General features: G+C 67.2%; 21 protein-coding genes. 13 read left to right on the top strand and 8 right to left on the bottom strand.

Annotation, left to right across the window (positions count from 1 at the left end; all coding sequences use genetic code 11):
- Positions 1-48 precede the first annotated feature (48 nt).
- From mutL to ARC63_RS16800, 3 genes are read left to right on the top strand one after another with little or no spacing between them, the layout of a single operon-like run.
- Positions 49-1,962 (top strand): DNA mismatch repair endonuclease MutL, encoded by a 1,914-nt coding sequence (mutL, locus tag ARC63_RS16810; RefSeq protein ID WP_057503868.1) that lies wholly within the window; start codon positions 49-51, stop codon positions 1,960-1,962.
- 11 nt (positions 1,963-1,973) lie between these two features.
- Positions 1,974-2,903: a DUF1684 domain-containing protein gene (locus ARC63_RS16805; protein WP_057503867.1), complete on the top strand. Its 930-nt coding sequence runs from the start codon at positions 1,974-1,976 to the stop codon at positions 2,901-2,903.
- Position 2,904: 1 nt separating this feature from the next.
- Entirely contained in the window at positions 2,905-3,858 is a 954-nt protein-coding gene (locus ARC63_RS16800; protein ID WP_057503866.1) for a TraB/GumN family protein, read from the top strand.
- Between the two features lie 73 nt (positions 3,859-3,931).
- Here the strand turns inward: ARC63_RS16800 and phaR are convergent, their stop codons facing one another.
- From phaR to gluQRS, 3 genes are all read right to left on the bottom strand, one after another.
- The gene (phaR, locus tag ARC63_RS16795; RefSeq protein WP_010486594.1) at positions 3,932-4,471 is read right to left on the bottom strand and encodes a polyhydroxyalkanoate synthesis repressor PhaR; all 540 of its coding nucleotides are present in this window, start codon (positions 4,469-4,471) and stop codon (positions 3,932-3,934) included.
- A gap of 183 nt (positions 4,472-4,654) precedes the next feature.
- Entirely contained in the window at positions 4,655-5,395 is a 741-nt protein-coding gene (gene phbB, locus ARC63_RS16790; RefSeq protein ID WP_010486596.1) for an acetoacetyl-CoA reductase, read from the bottom strand.
- Positions 5,396-5,412: 17 nt separating this feature from the next.
- Positions 5,413-6,333, bottom strand: a complete 921-nt coding sequence (gene gluQRS, locus ARC63_RS16785) for a tRNA glutamyl-Q(34) synthetase GluQRS (RefSeq protein WP_057503865.1) — start codon at positions 6,331-6,333, stop codon at positions 5,413-5,415.
- 93 nt (positions 6,334-6,426) lie between these two features.
- On the opposite strand from gluQRS, the gene htpX reads away from it, so the two are divergent.
- Positions 6,427-7,293: a protease HtpX gene (htpX, locus tag ARC63_RS16780; protein ID WP_057503864.1), complete on the top strand. Its 867-nt coding sequence runs from the start codon at positions 6,427-6,429 to the stop codon at positions 7,291-7,293.
- Positions 7,294-7,960: 667 nt separating this feature from the next.
- Here the strand turns inward: htpX and ARC63_RS16775 are convergent.
- Entirely contained in the window at positions 7,961-8,788 is an 828-nt protein-coding gene (locus tag ARC63_RS16775) for an inositol monophosphatase family protein (RefSeq protein WP_005417749.1), read from the bottom strand.
- 120 nt (positions 8,789-8,908) lie between these two features.
- Between ARC63_RS16775 and ARC63_RS16770 the strand changes: the two genes are divergently transcribed.
- The 3 genes from ARC63_RS16770 to ARC63_RS16760 all read left to right on the top strand — a co-directional run bounded on the left by ARC63_RS16770 (position 8,909) and on the right by ARC63_RS16760 (position 12,781).
- A complete protein-coding gene (locus tag ARC63_RS16770; RefSeq protein ID WP_010486603.1) occupies positions 8,909-9,679 on the top strand; it encodes an RNA methyltransferase in 771 nt (256 codons plus the stop codon).
- A gap of 76 nt (positions 9,680-9,755) precedes the next feature.
- Entirely contained in the window at positions 9,756-10,658 is a 903-nt protein-coding gene (locus ARC63_RS16765) for a phosphate/phosphite/phosphonate ABC transporter substrate-binding protein (protein WP_032952775.1), read from the top strand.
- Positions 10,655-12,781 carry a putative bifunctional diguanylate cyclase/phosphodiesterase gene (locus ARC63_RS16760; RefSeq protein ID WP_049482288.1) on the top strand — a complete coding sequence of 709 codons (2,127 nt, stop codon included), beginning with the start codon at positions 10,655-10,657 and terminating at the stop codon, positions 12,779-12,781. The genes ARC63_RS16765 and ARC63_RS16760 overlap by 4 nt, the downstream gene beginning before the upstream one ends.
- 81 nt (positions 12,782-12,862) lie before the next feature.
- Here ARC63_RS16760 and epmB read toward each other — a convergent pair whose 3' ends face one another.
- Positions 12,863-13,879, bottom strand: a complete 1,017-nt coding sequence (gene epmB, locus ARC63_RS16755) for an EF-P beta-lysylation protein EpmB (RefSeq protein ID WP_057503863.1) — start codon at positions 13,877-13,879, stop codon at positions 12,863-12,865.
- 120 nt (positions 13,880-13,999) lie between these two features.
- Here epmB and efp point away from each other — a divergent pair, with 120 nt between their 5' ends.
- The 5 genes from efp to ARC63_RS16730 all read left to right on the top strand — a co-directional run bounded on the left by efp (position 14,000) and on the right by ARC63_RS16730 (position 18,228).
- On the top strand, positions 14,000-14,566 hold the full coding sequence (gene efp, locus ARC63_RS16750; RefSeq protein WP_005410381.1) for an elongation factor P: 567 nt from the start codon (positions 14,000-14,002) through the stop codon (positions 14,564-14,566).
- Positions 14,567-14,734: 168 nt separating this feature from the next.
- A complete protein-coding gene (locus ARC63_RS16745) occupies positions 14,735-16,078 on the top strand; it encodes a TRZ/ATZ family hydrolase (RefSeq protein ID WP_010486614.1) in 1,344 nt (447 codons plus the stop codon).
- 25 nt (positions 16,079-16,103) lie between these two features.
- Entirely contained in the window at positions 16,104-16,820 is a 717-nt protein-coding gene (ubiG, locus tag ARC63_RS16740; RefSeq protein WP_043400917.1) for a bifunctional 2-polyprenyl-6-hydroxyphenol methylase/3-demethylubiquinol 3-O-methyltransferase UbiG, read from the top strand.
- Positions 16,817-17,512, top strand: coding sequence for a phosphoglycolate phosphatase (locus ARC63_RS16735; RefSeq protein ID WP_057503862.1), 696 nt, complete (start codon positions 16,817-16,819; stop codon positions 17,510-17,512). The genes ubiG and ARC63_RS16735 overlap by 4 nt, the downstream gene beginning before the upstream one ends.
- Before the next feature lie 11 nt (positions 17,513-17,523).
- The gene (locus ARC63_RS16730; protein WP_053443313.1) at positions 17,524-18,228 is read left to right on the top strand and encodes a squalene/phytoene synthase family protein; all 705 of its coding nucleotides are present in this window, start codon (positions 17,524-17,526) and stop codon (positions 18,226-18,228) included.
- A gap of 88 nt (positions 18,229-18,316) precedes the next feature.
- On the opposite strand, the gene ARC63_RS16725 is transcribed toward ARC63_RS16730, so the two are convergent.
- Genes ARC63_RS16725 through yidD form a run of 3 tightly spaced genes read right to left on the bottom strand, consistent with a single transcriptional unit; the run spans position 18,317 to position 20,767 of the window.
- Positions 18,317-19,165, bottom strand: a complete 849-nt coding sequence (locus ARC63_RS16725) for a M23 family metallopeptidase (protein WP_057503861.1) — start codon at positions 19,163-19,165, stop codon at positions 18,317-18,319.
- Positions 19,165-20,511: a dihydroorotase gene (locus tag ARC63_RS16720; RefSeq protein WP_005417725.1), complete on the bottom strand. Its 1,347-nt coding sequence runs from the start codon at positions 20,509-20,511 to the stop codon at positions 19,165-19,167. Before ARC63_RS16720 ends, ARC63_RS16725 begins: the two co-directional genes overlap by 1 nt.
- A gap of 1 nt (position 20,512) precedes the next feature.
- On the bottom strand, positions 20,513-20,767 hold the full coding sequence (gene yidD / locus ARC63_RS16715; protein WP_010486626.1) for a membrane protein insertion efficiency factor YidD: 255 nt from the start codon (positions 20,765-20,767) through the stop codon (positions 20,513-20,515).
- A gap of 272 nt (positions 20,768-21,039) precedes the next feature.
- On the opposite strand from yidD, the gene dksA reads away from it, so the two are divergent.
- A complete protein-coding gene (dksA, locus tag ARC63_RS16710) occupies positions 21,040-22,269 on the top strand; it encodes an RNA polymerase-binding protein DksA (RefSeq protein ID WP_029380091.1) in 1,230 nt (409 codons plus the stop codon).
- Positions 22,270-22,325: the final 56 nt, after the last annotated feature.

Genomic DNA, 22,325 nt, shown 5'->3' with positions numbered 1-22,325 from the left:
TCGAGCATGGCTCGACTCTACCCTCGGCCGCTCCGTTATCATCCCCGCATGACGTCTGCTACCCATCCGCGCCCGATCCGGCCGTTGCCGGAGATCCTCATCAACCAGATCGCCGCCGGCGAAGTGGTCGAACGTCCCGCGTCGGTGGTCAAGGAGCTGGTCGAGAACGCGATCGACGCCGGTGCCAGCCGCGTTGATATCGATCTTGAAGAGGGCGGTGTACGCCTGATCCGCATCCGCATCCGCGACAACGGCAGTGGCATCGCACCGGAACAGCTGCCGCTGGCGGTATCGCGCCATGCCACCAGCAAGATCGCCGATCTGGACGACCTCGAATCGGTGGCCACGCTCGGCTTCCGGGGTGAAGCGCTGCCGTCGATCGCCTCGGTCAGCCGTTTCACCCTGTCCTCGCGTCGCGCACATGACGAACACGGTTCGGCGCTGCAGATCGAAGGCGGCAAGATCGGCGAAGTGACCCCGCGCGCGCATGCGCCGGGCACCACGGTAGAAGTGCGCGAGCTGTTCTACAACGTACCGGCGCGGCGCAAGTTCCTGCGCGCCGAGCGTACCGAGCTGGGCCATATCGAAGAATGGCTGCGTTCGCTGGCGCTGGCGCGGCCGGATGTCGAGCTGCGCGTGTCGCACAACGGCAAGGCCTCGCGCCGCTACAAGCCGGGCGATCTGTATTCCGATGCGCGATTGGCTGAAACGCTGGGCGAGGATTTCGCCAACCAGGCCGTGCGCGTCGACCACAGTGGTGCCGGCCTGCGCCTGCACGGCTGGATCGCGCAACCGCATTATTCGCGCGCCAGCGCCGACCAGCAGTACCTGTACGTCAACGGCCGTTCGGTGCGCGACCGCAGCGTCGCCCATGCGGTGAAGATGGCTTACGGCGACGTGTTGTACCACGGTCGCCAGCCGGCCTATGTGCTGTTCCTTGAGCTCGACCCGACCCGCGTTGATGTCAACGTGCACCCGGCCAAGCACGAGGTGCGTTTCCGTGATTCGCGGCTGGTGCATGATTTTGTCTACCGCACGCTGAAGGATGCGCTGGCCGATACCCGTGCCGGCATGTCGGCGCAGGACATCGGTGCCGGCTCCGCGCATCCGGCGGATGCAGGTGCGGCATCGATGGTCTCCAGTGCAGGCGCCTCCGGTTTCGGTCTGGTCCGCGGTGCCGCACCGGGTGCCGGTTCGAGTGGCGGCGGTGGTGGATTCTCGGGCTGGCGCCCGCAGCAACCGCTGGGGCTGCAGGTGGCCGATGCTCCGGCTGCCTATGCCGCGCTGTATGCCGCACCAGCCGGCGCCGAGCGCGGTGCTGCGCTGCCGCCAATGCCGACCGAGAACGGACTGCCGGTCACCAGTGCCGACGCAGGCGTGCCGCCGCTGGGCTACGCGATCGCGCAGCTGCATGGCATCTACATCCTGGCCGAGAATGCAGAAGGCTTGATCGTGGTCGATATGCATGCCGCGCACGAGCGCATCGGTTACGAGCGCCTGAAGAACGCGCACGACGGTATCGGCCTGCAGTCGCAGCCGCTGCTGGTGCCGATCACGCTGGCAGTGGGCGAGCGTGAGGCCGACACTGCCGAAAGCGAAGCCGACACACTGGCGGCGCTCGGCTTCGAGGTGACCCGCGCCGGCCCCGGATCCCTGCATGTGCGCAGCATTCCAGCGCTGTTGGCGCATGCCGAACCGGAAGGGCTGCTGCGCGACGTGCTGACCGACCTGCGCGAACACGGCCAGAGCCGGCGCGTGGCCAGTGCGCGCGATGAACTGCTGTCGACCATGGCCTGCCATGGTGCGGTGCGCGCCAACCGGCGCCTGACCGTGCCGGAGATGAACGCGCTGCTGCGCGACATGGAAATTACCGAGCGGTCTGGCCAGTGCAACCACGGCCGACCGACCTGGGCCCGTTTTTCGCTGGCGGAGATCGACCGCTGGTTCCTGCGCGGACGTTGAGGGGAGCATCGATGCGTTATCGGGGAGTGGGCGGCCTGCTGGCCGCTCTGGTGTTGGTTGCCTGCAGCCCGGCGACACCGCCGGCGCCGAAGGTCACTGAAGATCCGGCCTACGCGGCCACGCAGCAGCAGTGGCGGGTAGCGCGCTACCAGGATCTGACCCGGCCGGACGGTTGGACAGCGCTGGTCGGCCTGCACTGGCTGCAGAACAAATCGCACTTCGTCGGCAGCGGCGCGACCAATGGCATCCGCCTGGCGGTTGGGCCGGACAAGCTGGGCCTGCTGCGCCGCGAAGGCAGCCAATGGTGGTTCACACCTGAGGCCGGCGTTGACGTCAGCCATGACGGGCAGCCGGTGCGCGGCCGCATCCGTGTCGACACCGACAAGGATCCGCAGCCGACGCTGCTGGCCTTCGATGGCAGCAAGGGGCAGCTCAGCATCATCCGCCGCGGCCCGCGCGATGCGCTGCGGGTCAAGCATGCCGATGCGCCGGCACGCCGAGATTTTGCAGGACTGGAGTACTGGCCGGGTGGTCCTGACTGGCAGGTGCAGGCGCGCTTCATCGCGCACTCGCCGGGCAAAACCCTGCCGATCGTCGATATCACTGGCCTGACCACCGAGATGCCCAACGCAGGCGCGGTCGAGTTCCAGCGTGATGGCCGCAGTTGGCGGCTGGAGGCGATTGGTGCGCCCGGTCAACCGCTGTTCCTGATCTTTGCCGACCGCACCAGTGGCCGCGGCAGCTATCCGGCGGGGCGTTACCTGGATACCGATGCGCCGGCAGCCGATGGCACGATACGCATCGATTTCAACCATGCCTACAACCCGCCGTGTGCGTTCACCGCCTACGCGACCTGCCCGTTGGCGCCGCCGGAAAACCGGCTGGACCTGCGCGTGGAAGCGGGCGAGAAGGCTTACCACCTGCCTGAAGGAGAAGGCTGATATGCCGATCAGATCCCTGTTGCGTACCGCCGTTGTACTGGCGGCCTGTGCGCTGGCACCGCTGGTTGCAGCGCGTACCGCGCAAGCCGATACCGCTGGCGCAGCGGTGGCCAAGCCGCCGGTGCCGTTGCTGTGGAAAGTGACTGGACCGGGCGACTCGCGCCTCTACCTGCTCGGTTCCTTCCACCTGCTGAAGCCGCAGGACTACCCGTTGTCGCCCGATGTCGAACAGGCGTTCGAGGCCTCGCAGCGGGTCGTGTTCGAACTGTCGCCGGAAGACATGCAGTCGCCACAGCTGGCCAGCCGCATGGTGCAGGCAGCGGTCCGCACCGATGGCAGCGAGCTCAAGCGTGACCTGGATGCTGCGACCTGGCAGAAGCTGCAGGTGTTCGCCACCGAGAACAAGCTGCCGCTGGCGCAGATGCAGGGCATGAAGCCGTGGTTTGTCGGCCTGAGCATTTCGGTCGGGCAGATGCAGAAGCTGGGCCTGGACCCCGCACTGGGCCTGGATCGTCACTTCATGGAGCGTGCGCAGAAGACCGGGCGCAAGACCGCGGGACTGGAAGACATCGATACCCAGATCGGCATGCTCGACGGAATGACGCTGCAGGAACAGCGGCAGATGCTGGCCGAAGCGCTGGACCAGGCTGGCAAGGCCGACGAGCAGGCACGCCAGCTGCATGATGCCTGGCGCCGGGGTGACGAGCGCCTGTTGTGGACCAGGATGGCGGCGGAAATGCGCCAGCAGTATCCACAGCTTTACCAGCGCATCAATACCGGCCGCAATGACGCCTGGGTGCCGAAGCTGCTGCCGTACCTGCAGGCCGGGCAGGGCGGCACGCTGGTGGTGGTGGGCACGCTGCACCTGCTGGGCAACGACGGCGTGGTCGAGAAGCTGAAGGCGAAGGGTTACAAGGTCGAGCGCGTATGCACGGGGTGCAAGGCGAAACGCTGATGTATCGCCGACGCGATTCAAACAAAACGGCGCGCCAGGGGCGCGCCGTTTTCGTATCAACCGTTGCTGCAGCTCAGCGGCGGGTCTTGCCGCCGGTGCCGGCGCCCGGTTCGTTCGGCTTGTTGCCGGTACCTGCCCCGGTTCCCGTTCCGGTGCCGCCCGGGCGCGGGCCACCGAAGCCCGTGCCCATGTTGCGCTGGAATTCCTGCCACAGCTCCAGGTTGCGCTCGGTCAGCTGGTTCATCATCGCCCATGGGGTCTGCCCCAGCAGGTTACCCATCTGCTGGCGGAATTGCTGCTGCTGGTCGAGGAAGACCTGCATGCTGCGCTCCAGGTAATTGCCCATGAAGCCCTGCAGGGAGTCGCCGTAGAAGCGGATCAACTGGCTCAGCAGCTGGGTGGACAGCATCGGTTCGCCGTCCTGTTCCTGGTCGGCGATGATCTGCAGCAGGACTGATCGCGTGAGGTCGTCGCCGCTCTTGGCGTCGCGGACTTCGAAGTCTTCACCGTCCAGGATCAGCTGGCGCACGTCCTCGATGGTGATGTAGCTGGAGATCTCGGTGTCGTAGAGACGGCGGTTCGGATACTTCTTGATGATGCGGGTCGCAGCCATGAAGCGGTACTCGTCACAGTAGACGCGCAGCATGGCGCAGTGCAGCAGCCGTTGCAACCGCCTCAGCCCCCGCCAGGCTTGGCTTTCGGCGGCGATCATGTTGCGCAACAAGGGTTTGCGTGCTGCGCAGCATGACTCTTGGCATGGGCCGGCGGCGATCGCTGCGAGGGTCCCCTGCGCGGCTTACCAACCCATATGGTGGCCGCCGTTGATGTCCAGGTTGCTACCGGTGATCCACGAGGCTTCGTCGGCAACCAGGAACGAGACGCCGTAGGCGATTTCCTCCGGCTTGCCGAGGCGTCCGGTGGGGATATCGGCGATGATCTTGGCGCGCACTTCCTCCGGAACCGCCATCACCATGTCGGTGGCGACGTAGCCGGGCGAAATGGTGTTGACGGTAATGCCGAAGCCGGCGTTCTCGCGCGCCAGCGAGATGGTGAAACCGTGCATGCCGGCCTTGGCCGCCGCGTAGTTGGCCTGGCCGTACTGGCCCTTCAGGCCGTTGATCGAGCTGATCTGGATGACCCGGCCCCAGCCGCGGCGGCGCATGCCCTCGATGACCGGACGGGTGACGTTGAACACCGAATTGAGGTTGGTATTGATCACATCGTGCCACTGGTCCGCGCGCATGCGATGGAACGTGGTATCGCGGGTGATGCCGGCGTTGTTGACCAGGATCTCGACCGGGCCCAGCGCGGCTTCGACCGCACGCACCAGCGCTTCGGCGCTGCCCGGATCGGAGACATCGCCCGGGAAGATCGACACGCTGTAGCCGCGTTCGGTCATCGCCTGCTGCCAGGCGCGGGCCTTGGCCTCGTCGCGGTAGTTGGTGGCGACCCGGTGGCCCTGGTCGGCCAGGCGTTGGCAGATGGCGGTACCGATGCCGCCGGTTCCGCCGGTGACCAGTGCGACGCGAGATGTCATGGAGTGCTGTCCGGGTATCAGGTGGGGGAAGGGTGATTCTGCAACATCGGCGCGGAAAGTGCGCCGGCTGGCAGCAGGATGTCGGTACGTGGCAGCCGCGCTGGGTCGAAGGCATTCCGAGCGGCCGCCAGCAGCGTGTCCAGATCGTGCGCAGGTTCCAGCGCTTCAGGTGCCTGGCCGAGCAGTTGCCAGAGCTGGCGCAGCACGGGCAGCGGGCGCGAACTGTCCACCGGCAGCGCGGCCAGCGACTTGGACAGCTTGTGGCCCGGGGCATCGAGCAGCAGCGGCAGGTGCCAGTAGCGCGGTACCGCCAGCCCCAAGGCCTGCTGCAGCAGGATCTGCCGTGCCGTGGAGTCGAGCAGGTCGGCACCGCGCACCACTTCGGTCACCCCCTGCGCGGCGTCATCGACCACCACCGCCAGCTGGTAGGCCCAGCAGCCATCGGCACGGCGCAGCACGAAGTCGCCGACCTCGGCATGCACGTCCTGCTGCTGCGGGCCGCGCAGGCCATCGTCGAAGTGCACGATGCTGCCCGGTGGCACGCGGAAACGGACGGCGGGGTCCGGTCGCGGTTGCCGGGCGACGCAGTGATGGTGGATGCCGCCGCTGGCGGCCAGGTCGCCGCGGCTGCAGTGGCAGACAAAGGCCTGGTCGCTGGCGAGCAGTACGTCCAGCGCAGCCTGGTAGGCCTCGCCGCGCGCGCTCTGCCAGAAGATCGGGCCATCGTGGACCAGCCCGAACGCCGCCAGTGCCTGCAGTTGTGACTCGGCGGCACCGGGCACGGTGCGCGGCGGGTCGACGTCTTCGATGCGCAGCCGCCACAGGCCGCCGTGATGGCGCGCGAGCAGCCAGCTGCCGAAGGCGGCGAGCAGGGATCCGGGGTGGAGCAGGCCGGTCGGCGAGGGCGCGAAGCGGCCGCAGGGAATGGGGGAGGTCATGCTGGCTGAATCGTCGGTCAGGTTGGCGCTTGAATTCAAGCTGACCACACCGCAAATTGACCGGTATCGACCCCTTCCGAGCCGGATTTTCCCATGTTTACCCGCATTGCCCTGTTCCTGGCGACCAATTTCGCGGTCCTGATCCTCGCCAGCATCGTGATGTCGCTGTTGGGAACCGACCCGAGCAAGATGAGCGGCCTGCTGGTCATGGCCGCGATCTTTGGTTTTGGTGGCTCCCTCATCTCGCTGCTGCTGTCCAAGTGGATGGCCAAGCGCTCCACCGGTGCGGTGGTGATCACCGAGCCGCGCAATCAGACCGAACGCTGGCTTCTGGCCACGGTCGAGCGCCAGGCCAAGGCGGCCGGCATCGGCATGCCGGAGGTGGCGGTGTATGAAGGCCCGGAGATCAACGCCTTCGCCACCGGCGCCAACCGCAACAATGCGCTGGTGGCGGTGTCCACCGGCCTGCTGCACAACATGAGCGAAGATGAAGCCGAAGCGGTGTTGGGCCACGAGATCGCCCACGTCGCCAACGGTGACATGATCACCATGGCGCTGCTGCAGGGCGTGCTGAACACCTTCGTGATCGTGCTGGCCCGCGTGGTCGGCGGCATCATCGACAGCGCGCTGTCGGGCAACCGCGAAGGCGGCGGCCGCGGCTTCGCCTACTACATCATCGTGTTCGTGCTGGAGATGGTGTTCGGCCTGTTCGCCACGATGATCTCGATGTGGTTCTCGCGCCACCGCGAGTTCCGCGCCGATGCGGGTGGTGCCTCGCTGGCCGGCCGCCAGAAGATGATCGCCGCGCTGGAGCGCCTGCAGCTCAACCACGGCCAGAGCACGCTGCCGACCCAGATCGCGGCGTTCGGTATTGCCGGTTCGACGGCGAAGAAGCTGTTCATGAGCCACCCGCCGCTGGAAGAGCGCATCGCCGCGCTGCGGGCTTCGACGGTGGCGTAAGCTTCTGCTTTCAAGGTAGTGCAGGAACGCCTGGCCTCGCGCCGGGCGTTTTTGTTTGTGGGGATGCATTGCTGATGCCGGGTCGTGCCTGGCGGATCGATTCCGCGCCCGCGGGGAGGTGTCACTTTCTTTGCTCGTGCAAAGAAAGTAACCAAAGAAACACGCCGCCGGGGCGCGAGCCGTCGCTACGCGACGGTACCCTGCGCTTCTCGGCGAATCAGGGGGCGGCGCCGAACTCGCTTCGCTCAAACATCGGCGCCTCTTCGCCCCTGATTCCCCTGCGATGCTCGGCTCGCTCAAGGCGGACCCAAGGTCAAATGCTACAGCTGCACCCCGTAGATTCACGCCATGCGTGGATGCTGTTGCTCTTGATCTTGACCTTCCAGTCCGCCTTCAAGCGAGCCGAGCACCGCAGGTCCGGCGAGGGCGAAGAGGTGTGGGTGTCTGAGCAGCGAGTTCCCGCACCGTCCCTCGGCGGGCCGAGGAGCGCAGGGCACCGGTGTGCGCAGCGCGTCGGCTCGCGGCAGGCGGAGCGTTTCTTTGGTTACTTTCTTTGCGCGCAAAGAAAGCGACACCCCTTCGCGGTCGCGGAAACGACTCTCCGTGCGCACAAACGAAAACGGCACCTTCGCAGGTGCCGTCTCCATGAACCGCTTTACACGGAACCTCAGAACTTCGCGTCGAACTCGGCGGCGTAACCGGTGTTCACCAGCACCTTCTGCAGCGACTCGGCCACCTTCAGGTTGCCGGCCACGATCTGGTGGGTCTCCGGGCCGCGGTTGTCCATGCGGCCCAGGGTCGCGCCCTTGAAGTCGCAGACCTTGCCGCCGGCCTCGCGGACCAGCAGCAGGCCGGCAGCGATGTCCCATGCCTTCACGCCGGCTTCGAAGTAGGCGTCGGCGCGGCCGCAGGCCACGTAGGCCAGGTCCAGTGCCGCCGAACCGGTACGGCGGATGTCCTCGCCGTGCACCAGCAGGGCGTCGACTGCCTTGAGCTGGGCGCTGGCGCGGGAACGCTCGCGCGGGGCGAAGCCGGTGTGGATCATCGTGCCTTCCAGATCCTTGCGGTCGGCCACGCGGATGCGGCGGTCGTTCAGCACGGCACCCGCGCCACGGCTGGCGGTGAACAGTTCATTGCGCAGCGGGTCGAAGATGACCGCATCGGTCGGCTCGCCGTTTTCGACCAGGGCGATCGACACGCAGTAGTGCGGCACGCCGCGCAGGTAGTTGCTGGTGCCGTCCAGCGGGTCGATGACCCACATCTGGCGGCGCTCGCCCTGCACGCCACCTTCTTCACCGAAGATGCCGTAGTCCGGGTAGGCGCGCTTGAGTTCCTTGACGATGACCTTTTCCGCGTCCGCATCCACTTCGCTGGCGTAGTCCATCCGGCCCTTCTGCACCACGTTCAGTGCCTCGAGCTTGTTGATGTTGCGCAACAGGACGTTGCCGGCGAGGCGGGCGGCCTTGACCATGACGGTTACGGCGGGTTTCTGCATGGCGTGGGCTCCCGGAAAGGCAGAAGAGATGGACTGGCGGGGGAAGAGAGCGGGTCCGGCGCAGTGGCCGGCCGCACAGTTTACCATTGGTCATCGTCCAGCTCGACCTTTTCCCTGTTCATGTCCCAGTTTCCCGCCGCCACCCGCCTCCGATTCGTCCTGGTCGGTACCCAGCACCCCGGCAACATGGGGGCCGCCGCCCGTGCCCTGAAGACCATGGGCCTGGCCCGCCTGGTACTGGTCGCTCCCGAAAAGCCGCTGGACGAGGAGGCCTTCCGGCGCTCGGCCGGTGCCGAAGACGTACTGGGGGACGCCCCGGTGGTGGCGACTCTGGCCGAGGCCGTGGCTGACTGCCGCCTGGTGCTGGGCTGCACCGCCCGTGCCCGCCGTGTCCAGCTGGAGGAGTACCTGCCGGCCGATGCCGCTGCCCGCGCGGTGGCCAAGGCCGGCGAGGGTGCCGAGGTGGCGCTGGTGTTCGGCCGTGAGCGCACCGGCCTGACCAACGAGGAACTGCAGCTGTGCCATGCAGCGGTGCACATCCCGTCCGACCCGGAGTTCAGCTCGCTCAACCTGGCTGCTGCCGTGCAGGTGCTGGCCTATGAAACGCGCATGCAGCTGCTGGGTGCGCAGCCTGCAGCCGACGCCGAGCCGGGCTTCCGCGAACAGGCGGCCAGCCACGAGCAGATGGAGAGCTTCTTCGCCCAGCTTGGCGACACGCTGGATGAGATCGATTTCCACAAGGGCCGCGCCCCGGAATCGGCGATGCGCAAGCTGCGCCGCCTGTTCCTGCGCAGCGAACCCAGCGAGCAGGAAGTGCGCCTGTTGCGCGGCATCCTCGCCGACACCCAGCGCATGGCGCGACTGGCACAAGCGGGCAACAAGGACAGCTGACGACGTTCTCATTTTTTCGGGTAGTCTGTCTGGATACCCAGGGGGGATGAAGCCTGTGTCGGGTCTGCGAAAGGCAATGCAGGGGGGACTGCTGAGCCTGGCCATGGTCCTGCTGGCCGGGACGGTGCGTGCAGCACCGGACCCGGTACTGGTGCTGGGCCGGATCAGCGATGATCCCAAGGCGCATTACGAACAGCTGCAGCCCTTGCTGGACTACGTGGTGGCGCGCATGCACGACGTTGGCATCAAGGAGGGGAGGATCCTGATGGCACGCGACCCGCAGCAGATGGCCAGCTATCTGCGGCGGGGCAGGGTCGACTGGGTCACCGAAACCTCGGGTACGGCGGTGGCGCTGGGCCAGCGCAGTGGCGCCCGCCCACTGCTGCTGACCGAGCGCAACGGCGTGCGTGATTACCAGACGGTGTTCTTCGTGCGCCGCGACAGCCCGATCCAGCGCGTACAGGATCTGCGGGGCCATCGCCTGGCCCTGCAGAACACGGCGTCCACCAGTGCCTATCTGGTGCCGGTGATGACGTTGCTGCAGGAGGGCCTGTCGCCCCAGATCCTGGCCGGTGCATGGGACATGCCGGGCCGGGACAGTGTGGGTTACGTATTTGCACGCAGCGAGCTGAACATCGCGACGTTCGTGCACAAGGGGGTGGTTGACGTGGGAGCGGTGAGCAGCGTGGACTGGAATGACGAGCGGCGGATGCCGGCAGCGTTCCGGCGCGACTTCCGCGAGCTGCTGCGCACCGAACCCTACCCGCGTGCGGTGGAGATGGTCCGCGCCGACCTGGATCCACGCGTGCGCGATCGCCTGCAGGAAGTGCTGCTGCAGGCAGCCAGCGACCCGCAGGCGCAGGGGGCGCTGCATCGGTTTTTTGGCACTTCCGGGTTCCACCGCGTCGATGCGCATGCGCAGCAGCGGTTGGATGAATTGAAACAAGGATTGACGCGCGTGCGGATGGAAGTGGAATGAAGTGGCTTGGCTCGGGGATGCAGGCCCGGTTCCTGCTCGCGATGGGCGGGGCGATGGTCGTGGTGATCGCGATCCTTGCAGTGTTGTTGGGGCGGCAGACGGCGATGCAGAGCGAGGTGCGCAACCTCAGCGGCGGCGTCATCCATGAACTGTTCGACCGCAGCGTGCGCAGCCGCGGCGAGGCGATGGCGCGTGAGTTGTCCGACGCCTTGGCCAACCCGTTGTACTACCGCGATCTGGACCAGGTCGGCGTACTGGTACGCAGTACCGCGCGCCAGCCCGTGGTGCGCTATGTACTGGTGTTCGACGAACGCGGCCGGCTGGTACACGACGGCTCGGTCGAGGTGTCCGGATTCGGCCAGCCGATGGCCGATCCCCTGGCACCCAAGGCTGCAGCCGCGCAGATGCTGGTCGTGCAGGAATCGCCGAAGGTGCTCGACAACACCATGCCGATCATGATCGGCAACCAGCGCATTGGCGGCGTCCGGGTCGGCATGGCGCTGGATGAGGTGCAGCAGCGCGAGCAGGCGGCCAACGCCACCCTGGGCGAGCGCCTGCAGCAGGTCGGCAGCCGTCACCTGGGCTGGCTGCTGCTGATGCTGGGCCTGCTGGTGGTGATCGGCGTGGTGGTGATCCTGTACGTGCAGCGCACCCTGGTCGCGCCGATCCGTGATCTTGCCGTCGCCGCGCGTCGCATCGAGGCCGGTGACTACCAGACGCCCCTGGCCGAGAACACCCGCGACGATGAGGTCGGCGAACTCGTACGTGGTTTCGCCCGGATGCGCGATGCGATCGCCCGCCATGACCGCGAAGTGCGGCGCATGGCCTATACCGACGCGCTGACCGGGCTGACCAACCGGCTGGCATTCCGCGAGGCGCTTGATCATCGGTTGATGGCCGCCCGTGCCGCCAATCACCGGTTGGGCCTGCTGTTCGCCGATATCGACGACTTCAAGCGGGTCAATGACACCCTTGGCCACGAGGCCGGCGATGAGGCATTGCTGCAGTTCGCCCAGCGCATCGGCCGCGCGGTCACCGAGGCCGGGGGCGATGAAACCCTGCTGGCGCGCTTCGGCGGAGACGAGTTCGTGATCCTGGTGGGCGACGGTGATGTGGCCGCCAACGCGCGGCTGCTGGCCGAAGTGCTGGTGCGCGAGCTGGGCAAGCCGCTGGTGGTGCAGGGCAGGGAACTGTTCCTGGGCACCTCGATCGGCGTGACCCTGTTCCCCGACGATGCAGCCGATGCGACCACCCTGCTGAAGAACGGCGACATCGCCATGTACCAGGCGAAGATGGCCGGCAAGAACTGCTATCGCTATTACAGCCGGGCGATGGACCATGCGGTCGAGCGTCGCGTGCATATGGAACAGGAGCTGCGCGGTGCCTGGGAGCGCGGCGAACTGCGCCTGGCCTACCAGCCGATCTTCCGCATGCGCGACCGCCGGATGGTCGGCGTTGAAGTACTGTTGCGCTGGCAGCACCCGACCCTGGGCACGATTCCGCCCTCGGTGTTCATCGAGGTAGCCGAGCAGAGTGGGCTGATCGAGATCATCGGCCCGAAGGTCCTGCGTGCGGCCTGCATGGAGGCCTCGCAGTGGCCGCGCGGGGCGGCCGGGGACGACCTGTTCGTGTCGGTCAACGTGTCGCCAAGGCAGTTGCGCGGCGGTGAGCTGCCGGCACTGGTCGCGCAGTGCCTGCATGAGTCCGGGCTGCCGGCGTCGCGCCTGCATCTGGAGCTGACCGAAACCGCCGTGATCGGCGACGAGATGGTTGCCGCGCAGCTGCTGGACAAGCTGCACCGCACCGGCGTGAAGGTCTGGCTGGATGATTTCGGGACCGGCTTCTCCGGGCTCAGTCATCTGCGCCAGGTACCCGTGGACGGCGTGAAGATCGACAAGAGTTTCGTGGCCGACATGCAGCGTGACCCCGATGACCTCGCGCTGACCACGGCGATCATTGCCATGGCCCACGCGCTGGGCATCACCGTGGTGGCCGAAGGCATCGAGCAGCAGGCGCAGTTCGAGCTGCTGGCGCAGCGCGGCTGCGACCTTGGGCAGGGCTATTGGCTGAGCCACCCGGTGACCGCCACCGAAGTGGTGCGGATGATCGAATCGGGCATCTGACCGACACAAAAAAGGGGACGGAGGGGATTAAGTCGCAAATGCATAAGCGACTTAATCCCCTCCGTCCCCCTTTTTTTGGGGCTACACCGGGCGCTTGCTCGGATCGCCGGGCAGTTCGCGCACCAGCTTGGGGATCAGGTAGCCGGACAGGCGTGCGGTCAGGCCGGCAATCAGTGCCTTGGCCTGGGCATCGTCCACTTCGAAATGGGCCACGCCCTCGACCCGGTCCAGCTGGTGCAGGTAGTAGGGCAGCACGCCGGCGGCGAAGCTGCGCTCGCTCAGGTCCTGCAGGGCCTGCACGCTGTCGTTGACCCCGCGCAGCAACACCGCCTGGTTCAGCAGCTGGGCGCCGATGCCGCGCAGGCGGGCCATCGCCGCGTCTACGCTGGCATCGAATTCATTGGCATGATTGGCGTGGACCACGATCGCCAGCGGCCACGGCAGGCTGCCCAGCCAGGAGACCAGTTCATCGTCCACGCGCTCCGGCAGCACGATCGGCAGCCGGGTATGGATGCGCAGGCGGCGGATATGCGGGATCGCGCGCAGGGCGTCGGTCAGCTCGGCCAGCTTGTGCGTGGCCAGCGACAGCGGGTCACCGCCGGACAGGATCACCTCGTCGATGTCCGGGTCGGCGGCGATGGCGGCTACGGCCTCCTGCCAGCCACCCTTGGCGGCGTTCTCCGCCCCATAGTCGAAGTGGCGGCGGAAGCAGTAGCGGCAGTTGATCGCGCAGCTGCCGGTGGCGACCAGCAGGGCACGGCCACGGTACTTCTGGATGACGCCGGTGGCCTTCTTGGCGGCACCGTCGCCCACCGCATCGAAGCTGAACCCGGGCACCGGGCACATTTCCTCGTCGATCGGCAGCACCTGGCGCAGTAGCGGGTCGGCCGCATCGCCAGGGCGCATGCGGGCCACGAAGCCTTCCGGCACGCGTAGCGCGAACTGGGCCATGGCCGCCTCCGAGACGCCCAGCGCGGCCGGGTCCAGCTGCAGCCGGGCCAGCAGCGCGTGCGGGTCGCGCAGCGCCTGGCGCCAGAGCTGCTGCCAGCGCGCGGGCGCACCTGGCGACTGGGGCCGTGGGAAGGCGGAAAGCTGCATGGAGAGGGGGCCTGCGGTTATCATGGGGGCAGAAAAACAGTCGCCCACCGGCATCCGGTGGGCTTTCCATTCTAACGGCTCGCCGCACCAGCGGCGTTTTTGCCACTCAGGAGTTTACGCATGGCCAGCTACGGCATGAACGACGTCAAGAACGGGATGAAGATCCTGGTCAACAACCAACCGGCCGTCATCATCGACACCGAATACGTCAAGCCGGGCAAGGGCCAGGCCTTCACCCGCGTGAAGTACCGCCTGATCAAGGACGGCCGTACCCAGGAAGTGACCATGAAGTCGACCGACTCGCTGGATGCAGCCGACGTCGTCGATACCGACATGAACTTCATGTACAGCGACGGCGAGTACTGGCACTTCATGGACCCGGAATCCTTCGAGCAGGTCCAGGCCACCAAGGCCGGCATGGGCGGCGCCGAGAAGTGGCTGAAGGGCGAAGAGTCCTGCGTGGTCACCCTCTGGAATGGTGAGCCGATCTTCGTGCAGCCGCCGAACTTCGTTGAACTGAAGATCACTGAAACCGATCCGGGCGTCCGTGGCGACACCTCGGGCGGCGGCGGCAAGCCGGCCACCCTGGAAACCGGTGCCGTGGTCCGCGTGCCGCTGTTCGTCAACCAGGACGAAGTGATCCGCGTCGACACCCGTTCGGGCGAGTACTCCGCACGCGTCAAGTAAGGTTCCGGCCGCAGGTCGACCAGACTGTAGAGCCGAGCCCGTGCTCGGCTTTCCGGGCATCGCCCGGACCCGTTGCTGGCGCCCATGGCGCCGCAGCGGACAGCCGCCGGGCATGGCCCGGCGCTACCGCCTCCCGCCAGGCCCTTCTCCAATAGCCAGTGAGCCCGCATGAGCGATAGCCCGCACCTCCCCGAAGCCTGCGACCTGCTCATCGAAGCCGGTTACGTCGTTCCGATCGAGCCGCATGCGGTGGTGCTGGAAGACCACGCCGTGGCCGTGCGTGGCAGCGAGATCATCGCGATCCTGCCGCGCGCCGAGGCGCGCGCGCGTTTCCGCGCCGCCCAGGTGGTCAGCCGCCCCGAGGCCGCACTGATGCCGGGCCTGGTCAACGCGCACACGCACAACCCGATGACCCTGCTGCGCGGCGTCGCCGACGACCTGCCGCTGATGACCTGGCTGCAGCAGCACATCTGGCCGGTGGAAGCCGCGGTAATCGGCCCCGAATTCGTTGCCGACGGCACCACCCTGGCCATCGCCGAGATGCTGCGCGGTGGCACCACCTGCGCCAACGAGAACTATTTCTTCGGCGATGTGCAGGCCGCGGTCTACAAGAAGCACGGTTTCCGCGCGCTGGTTGGCGCGGTCATCATCGATTTCCCCACCGCCTGGGCCAAGACCGACGACGAGTACTTCGCCAAGGCCGGTGAACTGCATGACCAGTGGCGCACCGATCCGCTGATCGGCACCGCGTTCGCGCCGCATGCGCCGTACACCGTCAACGATGCCAACTTCGAGCGGGTGCGGATGCTGTCCGACCAGCTCGACATGCAGGTGCACCTGCACACCCACGAGACCGCGCAGGAAATCACCGATTCGATCAAGCTGCACGGCCAGCGCCCGCTGGCGCGGCTGGATCGCCTCGGCCTGGTCAACGACCGCCTGATCGCGGTGCACATGACCCAGCTGACCGACGCGGAAATCCACCTGTGCGCCGAACGTGGCGTCAGCGTGGTGCACTGCCCGGAATCGAACCTGAAGCTGGCCTCCGGTTTCTGCCCGGCCTGCGCCCTGCAGCGCGCCGGCGTGAACCTGGCGATCGGCACCGACGGCTGCGCCAGCAACAACGACCTGGACATGTTCAGCGAGAACCGCACGGCGGCGATCCTGGCCAAGGCCGTGGCCGACGACGCCACCGCGCTGGATGCAGCCACCACGCTGCGTGCCTCCACGCTGGGCGGCGCCCGCGCGCTGGGCTTCGGTGACCGCATCGGTTCGATCGAGGTCGGCAAGCAGGCCGACCTGGTCTGCGTCGACCTGTCCGCGCTGGAAACCCAGCCGCTGCACAACGTGCTGTCGCAGCTGGTGTACGCCACCGGCCGCCAGCAGGTCAGCGATGTCTGGATTGCCGGCAAGCCGAAGCTGGTGCAGCGCGAGCTGGTCGGCATGGACCTGCCGGGCATCATCGCCAACGCGCGCCAGTGGCGCGAGCGCATCCGCCATATCCGCGCCTGAACCCTGGCGCCGCAAGGACACCCTCATGACTGCCCCCCACGCATCCTCCAATTTCGATCAGGCCGAGCTGGACAAGTTCGCCGCGCTGGCCAACCGCTGGTGGGACGCTGATGGCCCGCAGAAGCCGCTGCATGCGCTGAACCCGGTGCGGCTGAAGTACGTGGCCGACCGCGTGCCACTGCGCGGTGCCCGTGTGCTCGACATCGGCTGTGGTGGCGGCCTGCTGAGCGAGGCGCTGGCGCAGTCCGGTGCCGACGTCACCGCCATCGACCTGGCCCCGGAACTGGTCAAGGTCGCGCGCCTGCACGCGCTGGAAAGCGGTGCCAAGGTGGATTATCGCGTCCAGGCCGCCGAGGACCTGGCTGCCGAGCAGCCGGGCAGTTTCGATGTGGTCACCTGCATGGAAATGCTCGAGCACGTGCCGGATCCGGGCGCGATCATCGAGGCCTGCAAGCGCCTGCTGAAGCCGGGCGGCCACCTGTTCCTGTCGACCATCAACCGCACCGCTGCCGCATTCGCGGTGGCGATTGTCGGTGCCGAGTACGTGGCGCGGCTGCTGCCCAAGGGCACGCACCACTACCAGGAATTCATCAAGCCGGCAGAGCTGGCGCGCTGGCTGCGCGAGGCCGACGTCCAGCTGGTGGATGTCAGCGGCATGGCCTACGAGCCGTGGCGCAACCATGCCCGCCTGAGCAGCCGCACCGACATCAACTACCTGGCCTACGCGGTCAAGCCGGCATGACCTCTGCCCGCTTCCCGCGCGCGGTGCTGTTCGATCTGGACGGCACCCTGCTGGACAGCGCGCCGGACTTCGTTGCCACCTGCGATGCGATGCTGGCCGAACGTGGCCGTGCACCGATCGATCCGGCGTTGTTGCGCCCGGTGGTGTCCAAGGGCTCGCGCGCGATGGTCGGTGCGGCATTCTCGGACCTGGATGCCGCTGCGCGCGATGCATTGATCCCGGAATTCCTGCAGCGCTATGAAGCATTGATCGGCCAGCACGCGGTGCTGTTCGATGGCGTGGCCGGCATGCTTGCCGCGCTGGATGCCGCCGGTACCGTGTGGGGCATCGTCACCAACAAGCCCGAGTATCTGGCGCGCCTGATCCTGCCGCAGCACGGCTGGCAGCAGCGCTGTGCGGTGCTGGTGGGTGGTGACAGCCTGGCCGAGCGCAAGCCGCATCCGCTGCCGCTGCTGCACGCGGCGCAGGCGATCGCCGTTGCCGCCGAAGACTGCGTGTACGTGGGCGACGACGAGCGCGACATCATCGCCGCGCGTGCCGCGGCCATGCCGTCGGTGGCGGCACTGTGGGGCTATCGCCTGCACAGCGACGACCCGCTGGCCTGGCAGGCCGACGTGCTGGTCGAGAACGCCGGACTTCTGCAACTGGCCAGTCTCTGGCCGACCCGGCCGGCAGCCCCGGCCCAGCCGTAAGGAATGACGTAGTGAGCAGTACCGCGCTGGACAGTTTCCTCGACAAGTGGCGCAGCCGTTGGCCGGAATGGTCGGTGGCCGCCCCGTTCGTGGCCGAATCGCAACGCGAGCTTGCAGTGGCGTGGTTTGCGCTGCTGCAGGAGTTCGACGACATGCTCAATACCGGCGGCGATCCGTTGCCGGCCGACGCCAAGCTGGCTTGGTGGGGCGAGGAGCTGCGCAGCTGGGCTGCGCACAGGTCGCGCCACCCGTTGGGTCGCTTGCTGGAACCGGTGCGTGCGCCGTGGGCGCAGCTGGCCGAAGCGCTGCCCGATCTGGTTGAAGCGCGCACGGTCGCGCTGGATGCGGCCGGTGCCGAGCGTGCGCTGGCCAATTACGCCGACGCGGTTGCCGCGGTGGAAGCGGCGCTGTTCAACGACAAGCCGCGCACCGGCGCTGGTCGTGCGGTGCAGCTGCAGACCCTTGCCCAGCGCCTGCAGGATGCCGGCGTGGCCGGTGTACCGCGCAGCCTGCTGGATGAGGATTCCAGCACGGCTGCGCAGCGCTGGGCGCAGTACCTGCTGAAGGGGTGGGGCAGTCGCGTGCCCGGCCCGCGCCCGCGCCGTGTGTGGTCCAGCCTGGCGCGCGCACGCGTGGCGGCGCAGGCCGCAGGCAAGCCGATCGAAGCCACCCCGGTGCGCACCCTGCTGCGCGTGTGGTGGGCTGCCCGCGGTTGATCGATTCTGGTGGGTGCGGACCTTGGTCCGCACGCTCCATGAGGTTGTGCCGACCAAGGTCGGCACCTACCACAGCGCGTTGCGCGCGTTATTTACGCTCCAACACCAGCAACGGGTCGATGCGGGTATCGAACCAGTTCATGCCCCAGTGCAGGTGCGGGCCGGTGGCGCGACCGGTGGCGCCGACCGCGGCGATCACCTGGCCCTGTTCCACCCGGTCGCCGACCTTCACGTCGATGCGCGACAGGTGCAGGAAGTTGGAGCTGACCCCGAAGCCGTGGTCGAGCAGCAGCGTGCCACCGGTCAGGTACAGGTCCGGGCCGGCGAAGGTGACGATGCCGGCGGCCGGTGCCTTCACCGGGGTGCCGTTCGGCACCGCGATGTCCATGCCGGAATGACCGGCACCAGGTTGACCGTTGTAGACACGCGCATTGCCGAAGCGGCCACTGATGCGGCCCTGCACCGGCCAGATGAAGGTCTGGGTGAAATCAGTGCGGTCGTCATCGCGGGCACGTGCCGCGGTCACCTGCGCCTGTTCGCGCTTGATCCGCTCGGCAATCGCCGGCGGCGGGTTCACCGTTTTCGGCGGCACGCCGTTGACCCGCTCGGTGGGCCAGTCGCGCGGCGTCACCGCAATGGTCGCCGTCTCGCTGCCACCATCGGGGCGCTGTACCTGCACGCGCAACGGGCCCTTCTCGTCGCGACCGATGCCGAACACCACACTGCCATAGCCGCTCACCCGCAGTTGGCGGCCGGCGTACTGCACGCGGCTGCCGGCGGGCACCTTGCCGATCACCAGCGCGCCCTGCGACGCGCTGGCCGGAAACACCACGCGACTGTCGATCAGGCTGCCGATGCCATCCTGCGCCTGCGCCGCCGGTGCGGTGAACAGGGGCGCGGCCAGCAGCAGCGCCCCGAACAGAAATACCTTGCGCATCAGCGGTCGTAGGTCATGCGCTGGCCGGCCGGTTCACCCACCAGTTTGCTGCCGTCCCACACCAATTGGCCGTTGACCCAGGTCGAGGCCACGCGCGAACGGAAGGTGGTGCCTTCGAACGGCGACCAGCCGCACTTGGACAGCACGTCCTCGCGCTTGACGGTGAATGGCACGTCTTCCACCAGCACCAGGTCGGCGAAGTAGCCTTCGCGCAGGAAGCCGCGTTCTTCCACGTCGAACAGCTGTGCCGGTGCGTGTGCGAATTTCTGCACCACCTGCTCGCGGGTCAGCTTGCCTTCGTGCACGCGCTCCAGCGCGGCCACCAGTGCGTACTGCACCAGCGGCAGGCCCGACGGCGCCTGCGCGTAGGGCTTCTGCTTCTCTTCCCAGGTGTGCGGCGCATGGTCGGTGGCCAGCACGTCCAGCACGTCGTCGGCCAGCGCAGCGGTGATCGCCTCGCGGTCGGACACTTCCTTGATCGCCGGGTTGCACTTGATCAGGTTGCCCTTGGTCGCGTAATCCGGGCGCGCGAAGTGCAGGAAGTGCACGCAGGTTTCAGCGGTGATCTGCTTGCGGCTGCCATCGGCGCGGATCAGCGGGCCCTTCTCGAACAGCGCCAGTTCGTCGGCGGTGGAGATGTGCAGTACATGCAGGCGGGTGCCGTGCTTGCGCGCCAGCGACATCGCCAGCCGGGTCGACTTGATGCAGGCCTCGCGCGAACGGATATCCGGATGCATGTCCGGGGTCAGCGCGTCGCCGTACTTTTCCTGGAAGGCCTTCAGGTTGGCATCGATCATCGGCGTGTCTTCGCAGTGCGTGATGATCGGGGTCGGGCATTCGCGGAAGATCGCATCCAGCGTTTCCGGGTTGTCCACCAGCATGTTGCCGGTAGAGGCGCCCATGAACACCTTCACGCCCGGGGCCTTCTTCGGGTCCAGCGCACGGATCGCTTCGAGGTTGTCATTGCTGGCGCCGTGGTAGAAGCCGTAGTTGGCCCAGGCGCGGCCGCGCGCGAGTTCGTACTTGGCTTCCAGGATGGTCGAATCCAGCGTCGGCGGGTTGGTGTTGGGCATGTCCATGAAGCTGGTCAGGCCACCGGCCACGGCCGCCGCCGATTCGCTGGCGATGTCGCCCTTGTGGGTCAGGCCCGGTTCGCGGAAGTGCACCTGGTCATCGATCATGCCAGGCAGCAGCCAGCGTCCGGCCGCGTCCACCACCTGCTCGCCGTCGCGCGGCGCCAGCCCATTGCCGATCTGCGCGATGCGGCCGTTCTCGATGCGCAGGTCGCCGTCGAAGGTGCGGCCTTCGTTGACCATCCGGGCGTTGGTGATGAGGGTGGAGGACATGTCAGTGTTTTCCTGTGCAACGGCAAGAGGGGGCGTGGTTGGATTCGGGCACCGGGTCGAAGCCGCCGGGGTGGAACGGGTGGCAGCGGCCCAGCCGGCGCGCAGCCAGCCAGCTGCCGCGCAGCGGGCCGTGCCGCGAGATGGCTTCCATCGCGTATTCAGAACAGCTCGGCACGAAACGGCAGCGTGGCCCCAGCAGGGGGCTGATGAAGCGCTTGTAGAAGCGCAGCAGGGCAATGAGCAGGCGCGAGATCACCCAGTCATCTTATGCCAGTTGGCATGAAGGCCGCATTTGTGCAGGATGGGCCGTTGGTCGCATGTCGCCGATGGCCTGCGACCGGTACCAGCACCTTCGGGTGCTGGCCAGGTTCCGTACCGCGCAAGGCGGTCCGTGTTCGTCGGACTGCCTCCAAGGGCGCCTTGACTCCAGGACTGAATGGAGCAGGGGGTCGAGGTTGCTGCTGCGGGTCGGGTAGGCTATAAAGGCCCGCTTTCCCGGGCCCCGGGGAATCCAAGGAAGAGCGTTTCGTGGCTGCTAAAAAAACTGCAAAGAAGGCCGCAACGGCCGCCAAGAAAACCGCCAAGCCTGTTGTGAAGAAGTTGGCGGCAAAGCCCGTTGCCAAGAAACCGGCCAGCAAGCCGGCGACCAAGGCAGCGTCCTCGCAACCGGCGGCCAGGAAGGCCACCGCAAAGAAAACGCCGGTCAAGGCAACCAAGCCGGTGGCGAAGAAGGCTGCTGCGCCCGCCAAGGCCAAGCCTGCCGCGGCCAGCAAGAAGGCGCCGGTGATGAAGAAGGCCGCCAGCAAGGCCGCGCCGGTGAAGAAGGCCGCCGCCAAGCCGGTGGCGAAGAAGGCCGCGGCCAAGCCGGCGCCGAAGGCGGTGGTGAAGAAGGCTGCAGCCAAGCCGGTCGCCAAGCCCGCGGCCAAGAAGGTCGCTGCGGCTAAACCGGTTGCCACGCCTGCCGCTGTAAAGAAGGTTGCCAAGAATGTTGCCGTGCCGGCCGTGAAGCCGGCCCCGGCCCCAGTAGTGAAGTCCGCACCGAAGCCTGCTGCCAAGCCGGCTCCGGCCAAGCCTGTCCCGGTCAAGACCGTGGCAGTGGCAGCAGCCCAACCGGCTTCCAAGCCGGCCCCGGCCGCCGCTCCTGCCGCTTCGAAGGCCCCGCAATCCAAGAATCCCGTGCCCGTTTCGAAATCGCCTGCCAAAACCGCCGTGAAATCCGATTCCGCCCCGAAGACCGTGTCGCGCCCTGTCGGCAAGGTTGCCGTGGCCGTCGCCGCCCGCTCGGCTGCACCGGCCCCGCGCAGCAAGTACAAGGTGGTCGAGTACAAGACCGACGAGGCCACCGGCCGCCCGATCCTGCCGACTGGCTACAAGCCGTCCTCGGAAGAGGAATACATGAGCCCGCTGCAGCAGGAGTACTTCCGTCAGCGTCTGCAGAACTGGCGCGCGGACCTGGTGGAAGAGTCCAAGCAGACCATCGAGAATCTTCGTGAGGAAGTGCGTGACATCGGCGACGAAGCCGAGCGCGCGACCCGCGAGACCGAGAACTCGCTGGAACTGCGTACCCGCGACCGCTACCGCAAGCTGATCGGCAAGATCGACAGCACCCTGAAGCGCCTGGAAGCGGGCGACTACGGTTACTGCGTCGACACCGGTGAAGAAATCGGCCTGGAGCGCCTGGAAGCGCGCCTGACCGCCGAACGCACCATCGACGCCCAGGAGCGTTGGGAGCACCTGCAGAAGCAGCAGGGCGACTGATTCCTGCTCGTTGTATGGTCATGCGAAAAACCCGGCCTCGGCCGGGTTTTTTGTTG

The sequence above is a fragment of the Stenotrophomonas geniculata ATCC 19374 = JCM 13324 genome (genome assembly GCF_001431625.1).
Taxonomy (GTDB): domain Bacteria; phylum Pseudomonadota; class Gammaproteobacteria; order Xanthomonadales; family Xanthomonadaceae; genus Stenotrophomonas; species Stenotrophomonas geniculata.
The sequence above is the reverse complement of the archived record's forward strand: the minus strand, read 5'-3'. Positions and strand labels throughout refer to the sequence as shown.